Here is an 8,915-nt window from a genome sequence, read left to right on the forward strand (position 1 = left end):
GCGCTCGCCGGTGCTCAAGCCCGTGGACGAGACGCCCGTTTGGTCGCTGGTCTGCTTCTTCATCCGCCGCGAGCACCGGCGCCAGGGCCTGAGCCGCGCGCTGATCGCCGCGGCGAAGCGCCACGCGAAGGCCGGGGGCGCGCGCTGGCTCGAGGCCTATCCTACCGAGCCGAGAAAGGCCGAGGTGCCGGACATCTACGCCTTCACCGGCGTGCCGGCGATGTTCCTGGCAGCGGGCTTCGAGGAGATTGCGCGGCGCTCGCCGACGCGGCCCATCCTGCGCTGCAAGCTGTAGGGGCGCGCCGAGTCCGCGCCCGCGCTGGAAGAAGGGGCCGGTCCGGCGACCGGCCCCTCGCGCGTATCCCCGTCGCAGAGCCTCTGGGGTGTGTGCTGCGCTTCAAGCAAGGGGCAGCCTTTCCGAGCCAACACGCAAGCAGCGGTGCCCCGTCGATCGACTCGGCGCCACCCGCAAGGCGATCACGACGGCCGGCGCAACTAGCGGTCTTGCATCATCCTAGGAGCTTGGTCCTCTGCAGCTCGCGTCCGGCGCCTACTTCGTAGCCGAAGCAGGATGGCAACCGCAAGGGCTACCCCGGCGGGGATCAGCCCGAGCGGGTCCCCGGTCAAGCCCACGGCTGCGCCATACCCGACCACGCAACCAAGCCCGATCCCCAGAGGAGACCTCAGGATGAAGCCGTAGACCAGGGCGACTCCGAGCAGATTCCCAAGGAGTATGATGGGCATACCAGTCCTCCTAGTGGCCACCCAAGGAGCCGGTGGCGCTGGCTTCGGGGCATGGCGACGAGCCTCAGCGCGGAATCGACCTGCCTACCATCCAGCGAGCCAGTTGCCAGCCTCGCTGGCAAGGTAGCCCGCAATCGGACCGGTCACCGCGCCCGCGGGCCCGCTGGCCACGCCAACGAGCGCACCCGCCACGCCGTCGACAGTCGCGATGCAGTAGTGGCGGAACAGCTTCTGGCCCAATGTAAGGCGCTGCTCCGACGAGACCTCGCTGGAGTCCGCCGTAGCCGAGATCTGATGCCGCCTCGACCAGTAGTCCGCTGAATGGACCGCGATGTCCACGAATTCCTGGAGCAAGGGATCCTCGGGCATGTCCGCGACCGCCAGCCGCGATACCGGCTCCAGCGTTGCGAGCGGGCACCTCGTTCCGAGCTGCACCGGGTGCACTTCCGGCCTCAGTGCTTCCTTGGCGACATCAGTCAGAGGCCGGGCGGAGAAGCGCCGCCACCACAGGCGCGATTCCTCGCTCTCCAGCAGGCGATCGGCGATCGCGAGCGGCCCCTCCTTCATCGCCTCACGCATCAAGGTCCGCCCTAGCTCCTGCCACGCGATGACCTGCTCTCGCGTCACGGCAGGCTCACCGTAGGCGCTCAGGATCTCGTTTGAGACCCGAAGGGCGACGTCCACCCTTGCCTCTGCATCGAGCGCCGCGCCGCTATCCGCATGGAATCGCGCAAGCAGTTCATTGTGCAGTTGGCCGGGAGTCAAGCCCTGGACTTCACTGCCAGCCCCATGGAGTCTGCTCGGCGAGTCTTGGGAGCACGAGAAGGCGAGCAGGCAGAGAACAAGGGTAGGAGCGATTGCTCGCATCGCTGTCACCTCCATGAAGAGCCCTGGGGCGCAGGCGTTGCCCAGACTTCCGCAAGTTGCGCGCCGAGTGGATTGGCTACGTAAACGACGTAGACACTTGCGATCGAGCACATGTCACACTGTCTGTCGCGACGGGGGGCCGGACGGAGCGGCGGTGTGCCGTCACTCGCGCCAAAGAGCCGGGATCTGCGAAGCCTCGCCTGATCTGCGGATGGTCCGTACGGCGCCGCGAGCGACGATGGCGCACATCTGAGCGACTACTCGACCATCCATGAAGCTCTTGCTGGCCAAGTGAGTGACTCGCTTCAGCGGCAGGCTGGAAGGTTGATCATGAAGAGGACTCCAAGACAGCGAGCCCGGCCATGGCCCAACTGGTGATCAGCAATGTCCAGGTGCAGCAGCGTCCCGGCACGGCGATCTGGGATGTTACCTACGATCGGGACACCGTCGGTGGTTTGCCGGTGATGATCTGGTTGTCTCTCTCGACCAACGGCGGTCTGACCTTTGCGTTCATGTGCCAGACTGTGAGTGGCGACGTGGGGCCCGGCGTCATGCCCGGACTCGGGCTGCAGATCGCATGGAATGCGGGGGTCGATTGCCCCGGTCTCATCGCAGCCAACTGCCGTTTGCGTGTCCTTGCCGATGATGGCGTGCCGCCTCCCGGTTTCGTCAAGGTCCTGCCGGGTACCTTCACGATGGGCAGCTCCGTGATGGCGCGGGGCGGCCCGGGAAGGCGTTCGGAAGCGCCTATCTGTCGGGGAAGAAGCCGACCGGGATCCCGATGAGCGACTAGGGCATCAGTTCGTAGACCACGAAAAGCCGCATCCCGGATGGGACCTGCACCTGCCACATCCGCCGCTGCTCGTGCTCGAACAGGGTCCGCTCGTTGTCCGCGAGCTTGGTCGTCTGGCGGATCAGGTACGCCGTGGGCAGATCCTGCACGAGATAGAAGGTGGCGGGACCGCGGCGATAGGACAGGCCGAACGCCCCGGTCATCCACATTTCGTTGCGATAATCGTCGCGGCGGTGCGACTGGCTGAACTGGTACGAGTTGCCCCCCGCAGGGATCTCGGAAGTCCCGTAGAGCTTCTTGACTCGCGTGAACTTGCGCAGGACGGTCGTGCGCATCAGGGCGGACCATCCGCGGTGCACGGTGACCTCGGCGTCGGCCTCGAACCCGGTCGCCAGGCACCACTCCCGACCCTTCGAGAAGCGCTCCCAGTACGGGCTCCAGCCCTCGTAGGGCTGGGTCGACCACAGCACGTCCTCCTGCTCGCTGTGGCTCACGTCGTTCCAGCGGGTCTCGGTGTTCTGCATGCCCATTCGGTCCAACTCGCAGAGCAGCCCGAAGTCCACGTGTCCGCGCGACAGCGCGTAGTTGAACCAGGGGTTGGCCTCCAGGACGAAGCCCGACCGGCCTTCGCGGGATCCCTCGTCCGACGCCACCAGCTTGTTCACGCGGGTGTTCGCATCGGCGTTCAGCGCCGCCAGGAAGAGCATCCCGGCGTCGAAGCCTCCTTGTCGGAAGAAGCGCGCCTTGGTGTATGCGCGCAGCAGTCGGGCGGACGCGCGGTCCTTCCAGTAGGGGTCGTTCTCGTACCTGCCCGTGATCTCCGACCCGTCGTCATAGACCCATCCGTAGGCGTCGCCGTCTTCGCGGCGCGTGCGATAGCGCAGGCCGGACTTCCAGTTCCCGTCGTGCTCGTAGCTCGTCTGGAAGTCCCACTGCCGCCCCCGGAAGACGCTGTAGCTGTCCTGGTAGAAGGCGTCCACGTTGCTGCCAGAGTAGCCGAAGATGTGCGCGCAACTCTGCGTGGCCCACCCCCAGGTCAGGTGGGGGACGGTGTACGCAGTGCCGTCGCGGGTGAATCGAGTGAATCCCTCGGGACGGTCCGCGGCCCTGCGCGTGTAGTGCACCTTGAATCCGAACGGATTGCCGAAGAGCTGCCGCGCTCCGATCAGCTTGATCGCGTACTCGTCGCGGTCGGCGCGCGTCTCGCCCGCGAAGGGAATCGTGACGTAGCCGCTCCCGCCCGGATTCGGCGCCCGGGCCACGCCCGCCGACTCGAGGTTCATCCGGAGCGATGTGGTGGCCAGCTCGAGCAACACGCGGCCGTAACGCGTGTCCTTCACCGCGCCCAGCGTGTACCCGTTCTGCTTCATGGCGGAGGACATCTTCGCGTAGGAACGGATCGCGGCCGGATCCCCCGTGTAGTCGGAGGGGGTGGCGAAGGTCACGTCCTGGTAGTTCGACGTGTAGGAGTCCGAGGGCCGGCTGTGGATGCTGGTGACGTTCCCCTGCCAGGGGAGGGAGCGCGGCGAAGCCTCCAGGTACAGGGCCTCGCCGGGCCAGCGCAGGATGTCGTGCGGGTAGGAGAACACCGTCTGATAGGGGTCGCTGCCGATCGTGAACTCCGGCCTTGCCGCCGCGGTGCCGGCGACCGCAAGCGCGCCAACCAGAACAAGAACGCACCCGAACGCCTTCATGGTCTCCTCCACTTTTTCATGGTTCCTGCGCCGGCACCGATCGCGCCAGATCGTCCGACCGGCAGAATCTGCTACAAGAACGGGGCCTCCCCCGGCTCGCAGCGAGGATGAGACCGGGCAGCATTCCAGCGGCCGTGGCTCCCGCGCCAAGCGGCCCGGTGGCCGACGCCTACGGGGTCGGGCCGGGCGTTCACGATCGAGCCCCCGGGCGCGGCGGCCGCGGCGCGCCGGCCGGCGGCCATGCAGTTTGCACGGTGCGCTCCCGGCACGCGCAGACGGCCGCGCCGGGACTGAAGGCGCCTGGCCCGGCGAAGCGGGCAGTGGTATGATTGAGCGCGCTCACGCTCCGCTCATCCCCGCCGGAGCGGCACGCTCTCCCTGACGGCGAATGGAGGACCCCATGCTGTCTCGCTGGCTCGGTCTGGCGCGACTCGGGCTCGCGCTCGCAGCGCTCGCTGCGCTCGGCTTTGCCGCCGCACCCGCGGCCGCCGCGGAGGCGATCTACTGGCTTCCCGCCGATGTTGCGCTGGACGGCGCGGCAGCGCGACTCGATCTCTACTATGCGGGCGAGTCCGGGCGACTGGTCCGGCCCCAGGCCGGCGCGACGCTCGACTTGAGCGCGCTGGGGGCGACGCGCCTGGAGCCCGCAGCGAGCGAGACGCTCTATGCCTACCTGGTCGCCGATGCGGCCATCGCCGAGTTCGAGCCACCGGCCCGCGTGCTCCTGCGCAGCGGGCACGAGCTCATCGTCGCCACGGCCGGCCAGGCGCCTCGCTTGACCGCCGCCGCCGCCGCCGCGCTGCCCGGGCTCAAGCAGCCGGTGCGCATCCCGGCCGCCGCCCTGCCCTGGCCGCAGGCCGCCGCGCCGGCGCCGCCGCGCGACCGCGAGGCCGATCCGCTCATCCAGGAGATGGTCGGCGCCCTGACCAGCGCCAACTACATGGCGACCTGGCAGGAGCTCGAGGACTTCGTGACGCGCTACACCTTCGCGCCCCAGAACGCGGTCATGAACCAGTGGATCCTCGACGAGTTCTTGGCCATGGGCTTGGCCGCCGAGCTGCATAGCTACCAGCAGAGCGGGACGCGCTACAACGTCATCGCCACGCTGCCGGGCCAGGTGGATCCCACGCAGGTGGTCTACATCTGCGCGCACATGGACGCCACCTCGGGCACACCCAACTCCTGCGCGCCCGGCGCCGACGACAACGGCAGCGGCACCGCGGCCGTCATCGAGGCCGCGCGCATCCTGCGCCAGTATCTCTTCAGCTACACGATCAAGTTCGCGCTCTGGAACGGCGAGGAGCAGGGCCTCGTCGGCTCGGGCGAGTACGTGCAGGACATCGCCGCCGCGGGCGAGAACGTCATCGCGGCCTTCAACATGGACATGATCGCCTACCGGGGCAGCGATCCCGCGCCGCCGGACCTGGTGATCTACACGAACTCGGCCTCGCAGCCCTACGCCAACATCCTGGCGACGGCCTGCAACGACTACCTGCCCGGCGCGCTGCAGCCGATCGTTCTCGTGGAGAACCTGAGCGGCAGCGACCACTACTCCTTCTGGAGCTACGGCTACCGCGCCGTCACGGCCATCGAGGACGAGGCCTGGGGCAGCGACTTCTGCCCCTGGTACCACACCTGCAGCGACCTCATCGCGCAGTATCCACAAGATTACGTGCTCAATTGTGCCAAGGCCAACCTGGCCGCGGTGGCCGAGACGGCCGTGCCCATCAACCCGAGCGGGCCCTACCTGGTGCTGCAGTCCACGGCGATCGCCGACGACGCGACGCCGCCCTCCGCCGGCGACGGCGACGGCATCCTCAATCCCGGCGAGACGGTGGAGCTCTGGGTGACCGTGCGCAACGTCGGCAACGCCGCGGCGACGAGCGTCACCGGCACCCTGGCCTCCACCAGCCCGGTCGTCACCATCCTGGACGGCTCGGCGCCCTGGAACAGCATCCCCGCGGGCGGGCAGGGCAGCAACACGGCGGCCTTCGTCTTCAGCCTCGACGGATCCGCGCCGAACGGCGACGCGCTTCCCTTCACCTTGACCATGAACAACACCATGGGCAGCCAGGAGCTGTCCTTCCAGTTCGCGGTGGTGGCCCCGGATCTCGCCTACCATTTCTACCGCATCGATGACGCCACGCTGGGCAACGGCAACGGCATCCCCGATCCCGGCGAGCTGCTGCTGGTGCCCGTGACCCTGGCCAACCGCGGCGCCAAGGACGCCGCCGATGTGAGCGCGCTGCTCGCCAGCGGCACGCCGCTGGTGACGGTGCTCGGCCCGCAGGCCGCCTCGCCGCTGATCGCCGCCGGCGGGGCCGCGGAGCTGAGCCCCGGCTTCAGCCTCCGCGTCTCCGAGGACGCGCCCCTGGGCGCCCTGCTGCCGCTGGATCTGGCCATCGCCACCGCGAGCGGCTACGAGGCGGCCTCCGCCTTCCAGCTCAAGGTCGGCGCCGTCTTCTTCGACGATTGCGAGGCGGAAGGCGCCTGGAGCCTGAGCGCACCGGGCGACAACGCGAGCCGCGGCCTCTGGGTGCGCGTGGATCCCAACGGGACGACCTACAACGGCCAGCCGGCGCAGACCGAGGACGACCACACGGCCGCGCCGGGCGTGGCCTGTTTCGTGACCGGCCAGGGCGCGCCCGGCGCCGCGGCCGGCGACGAGGACGTGGACGGCGGCCAGACGACGCTGACCACGCCCGCCTTCGACATCAGCACGGTCATCGAGCCGCGCGTCAGCTACTGGCGCTGGTACACGAACAACCTGGGCAACAACCCGGGCGAGGACAGCTGGCTGGTGCAGGTCTCGGCCAATGGCGGCGCGAGCTGGGTGGACCTGGAGCGCACGACCGCCTCGGCCAACAGCTGGCAGCAGCGCAGCTTCCTGCTGACGGACACCATCACGCCCTCGGCCGACGTCCGCTTCCGCTTCGTCGCCAGCGACGCCGGCGCCGGCGGCTCGCTGGTGGAGGCCGCGGTGGACGACTTCGAGGTGACCGGCCTGACCCAGCCCGTGACCGGAGCCGGGGACTTCCTGCCGACGGCCCTGCGCCTGGCGCCCCCGCGGCCGAATCCCTCCCGCGGCGATGCCCAGCTCGCCTTCGCGCTGCCGGCGGCGGGCCGGGCCGTCCTGCGCGTCTACAGCGTGGACGGGCGCCGCGTGGCCACCCTGGTGGACCGCGAGCTGCCGGCCGGGCAGCACGGCGCCGTCTGGAACGGCCGTGACGAGGCGGGGCACGCGGTCGCCCCGGGCGTCTACTTCACGCGCCTGGAGGCCGGGGGCAAGACGCTGAGCCGCAAGCTGGTCCGCCTGCACTGAGGCGCTGAGCGCGATCGAGCCCTCAATGCAGTGCAAGCCCGCCCCGATCATCGCCCCGGCCCGCGTCCGGCCAGCGCCTGGGCGATGTCGCGCATGCGCTGGCTGACGCGGTCCCAGCTGTGGCGCTCCCGCACGAGCTGCAAGCCCGCCTGGGCGATCCGCTGGCGGCGGCTCTCGTCGCCGAGCAGCGCCACGATCTGCGCCGCCATGGTCGCCGGATCGTCGGCCAGCAGGAAGTCCTCGCCGGGCCGGCCGCCGAGACCCTCGGCCACGATGCTGCTCGTGACCACGGGCCGGCCGGCCGCCATGGCCTCCAGGACCTTGTTCTGGACGCCGGCGGCGAAGCGCAAGGGGGCCGCGAAGAGGCTGGCCTGGTTCAGACGGCGGTTCAGGTCGGGCACGAATCCCGTGACGGTCACGCCGGGCGCGCTCGCCAGGGCCAGGACCGCCGGCGCTGGATCGGCGCCCACGATGGCAAGCGTGCAGTCCGGCACGCGGTCCCGCACCAAGGGGAGGACGTGCGTCGCCAGCTGGATGGCCGCGTCGATGTTGTGGGGCACGCGCAGATGCCCGACGAAGATCAGGCTGTTCGGCACTGTCGGTCCATCGTCGGGCCTGAACAGGTCGAGATCCACACCGTTGGGCACGACCTGGATGTTCGACTCCGGGCAGGCGGCTGCCAGAGACAGCCGCTCGGCCTCGGCGATCAGCCAGACTTCCTCGAAGGTCCGGGCGACCTGCCGCTCGTAGCGCTCGATGCGCGGCTGCTCGACGCGGTAGATGAAGCGCCAGACCGGGCGGCGATAGGGCAGCGATCGCCGCACTTCCTTGGAGATCACATCGGTCAGGTCGACGATGCGATACAGCCCCCGCAGGCGGGCCGCATAGGGCGCCATGCGAAAGAGGTGGATGTAGGCCGCATCGAAGCGCTGGCTGCCCGTGATCTCGCCGAGGAGCCTGTCCATGGCGCCGGAGCGGTAGTAGAGCGCCTGCAGGGGCAAGGGCCGCCACAGATTGAGCAGCGCCGTCGCCGCCGACCGTCCGGGGCTCAGGGGCAGCACGTGGATCGCCTCGCAATAGGGTGCCAGGGCCGAGAGGTGCGCCTTCTCGGTCGCGGCGGCCACGAAGGAGACCAGCGTCAGCCGGTGCTCCCCGGCGAGCCGCTTGATGAAGTTGAAGGCCCGCAGGCGATCCCCGCGATCGGGCGGATAGGGCAGGCGAGAGGTGAGGCAGAGGATGCGCACGACGTCATGCCTCCTTGATCGCGGTCCGCTCGGTACGACCATCGGTCTTGATCCGCGCGACTTCCCTCACCGGCCGAGGACCTCGGCGTAGAGGCGGAGCAGCTCCTGCTGCATCGCCTCCGCATTGTAGGTCTGGCGCGCGGCCGCCAGGCCCTTGCCGCCCAGCTCGGCGCGCAGCGCGGGATCGCGGAGCTCGGTGATCGCCGCGGCAATGCGCGCGGGCGTCGTCTCGTCGATGACCAGCCCGCCCC

At 69.4% G+C, this 8,915-nt stretch carries 6 protein-coding genes; 3 read left to right on the forward strand and 3 right to left on the reverse strand.

Annotation, left to right across the window (positions count from 1 at the left end; genetic code table 11):
• The coding region (locus tag FJ251_11015; protein ID MBM4118249.1) for a GNAT family N-acetyltransferase at nt 1-295 on the forward strand (295 nt) is incomplete at its 5' end.
• A gap of 533 nt (nt 296-828) precedes the next feature.
• Here the strand turns inward: FJ251_11015 and FJ251_11020 are convergent.
• Nucleotides 829-1,509, reverse strand: coding sequence for a hypothetical protein (locus tag FJ251_11020; GenBank protein ID MBM4118250.1), 681 nt, complete (start codon nt 1,507-1,509; stop codon nt 829-831).
• A 464-nt stretch (nt 1,510-1,973) separates the two neighbouring features.
• Here FJ251_11020 and FJ251_11025 point away from each other — a divergent pair, with 464 nt between their 5' ends.
• Nucleotides 1,974-2,396 (forward strand): hypothetical protein, encoded by a 423-nt coding sequence (locus FJ251_11025; protein MBM4118251.1) that lies wholly within the window; start codon nt 1,974-1,976, stop codon nt 2,394-2,396.
• 4 nt (nt 2,397-2,400) lie between these two features.
• Here FJ251_11025 and FJ251_11030 read toward each other — a convergent pair whose 3' ends face one another.
• Nucleotides 2,401-4,098, reverse strand: a complete 1,698-nt coding sequence (locus tag FJ251_11030; GenBank protein MBM4118252.1) for a hypothetical protein — start codon at nt 4,096-4,098, stop codon at nt 2,401-2,403.
• Nucleotides 4,099-4,486: 388 nt separating this feature from the next.
• On the opposite strand from FJ251_11030, the gene FJ251_11035 reads away from it, so the two are divergent.
• A complete protein-coding gene (locus tag FJ251_11035; GenBank protein ID MBM4118253.1) occupies nt 4,487-7,420 on the forward strand; it encodes a M28 family peptidase in 2,934 nt (977 codons plus the stop codon).
• 47 nt (nt 7,421-7,467) lie between these two features.
• Here the strand turns inward: FJ251_11035 and FJ251_11040 are convergent, their stop codons facing one another.
• Nucleotides 7,468-8,706 carry a TIGR03087 family PEP-CTERM/XrtA system glycosyltransferase gene (locus tag FJ251_11040; GenBank protein MBM4118254.1) on the reverse strand — a complete coding sequence of 413 codons (1,239 nt, stop codon included), beginning with the start codon at nt 8,704-8,706 and terminating at the stop codon, nt 7,468-7,470.
• Nucleotides 8,707-8,915: the final 209 nt, after the last annotated feature.

This window comes from bacterium, from assembly GCA_016873475.1.
Taxonomy (GTDB): Bacteria; Krumholzibacteriota; Krumholzibacteriia; order JACNKJ01; family JACNKJ01; genus VGXI01.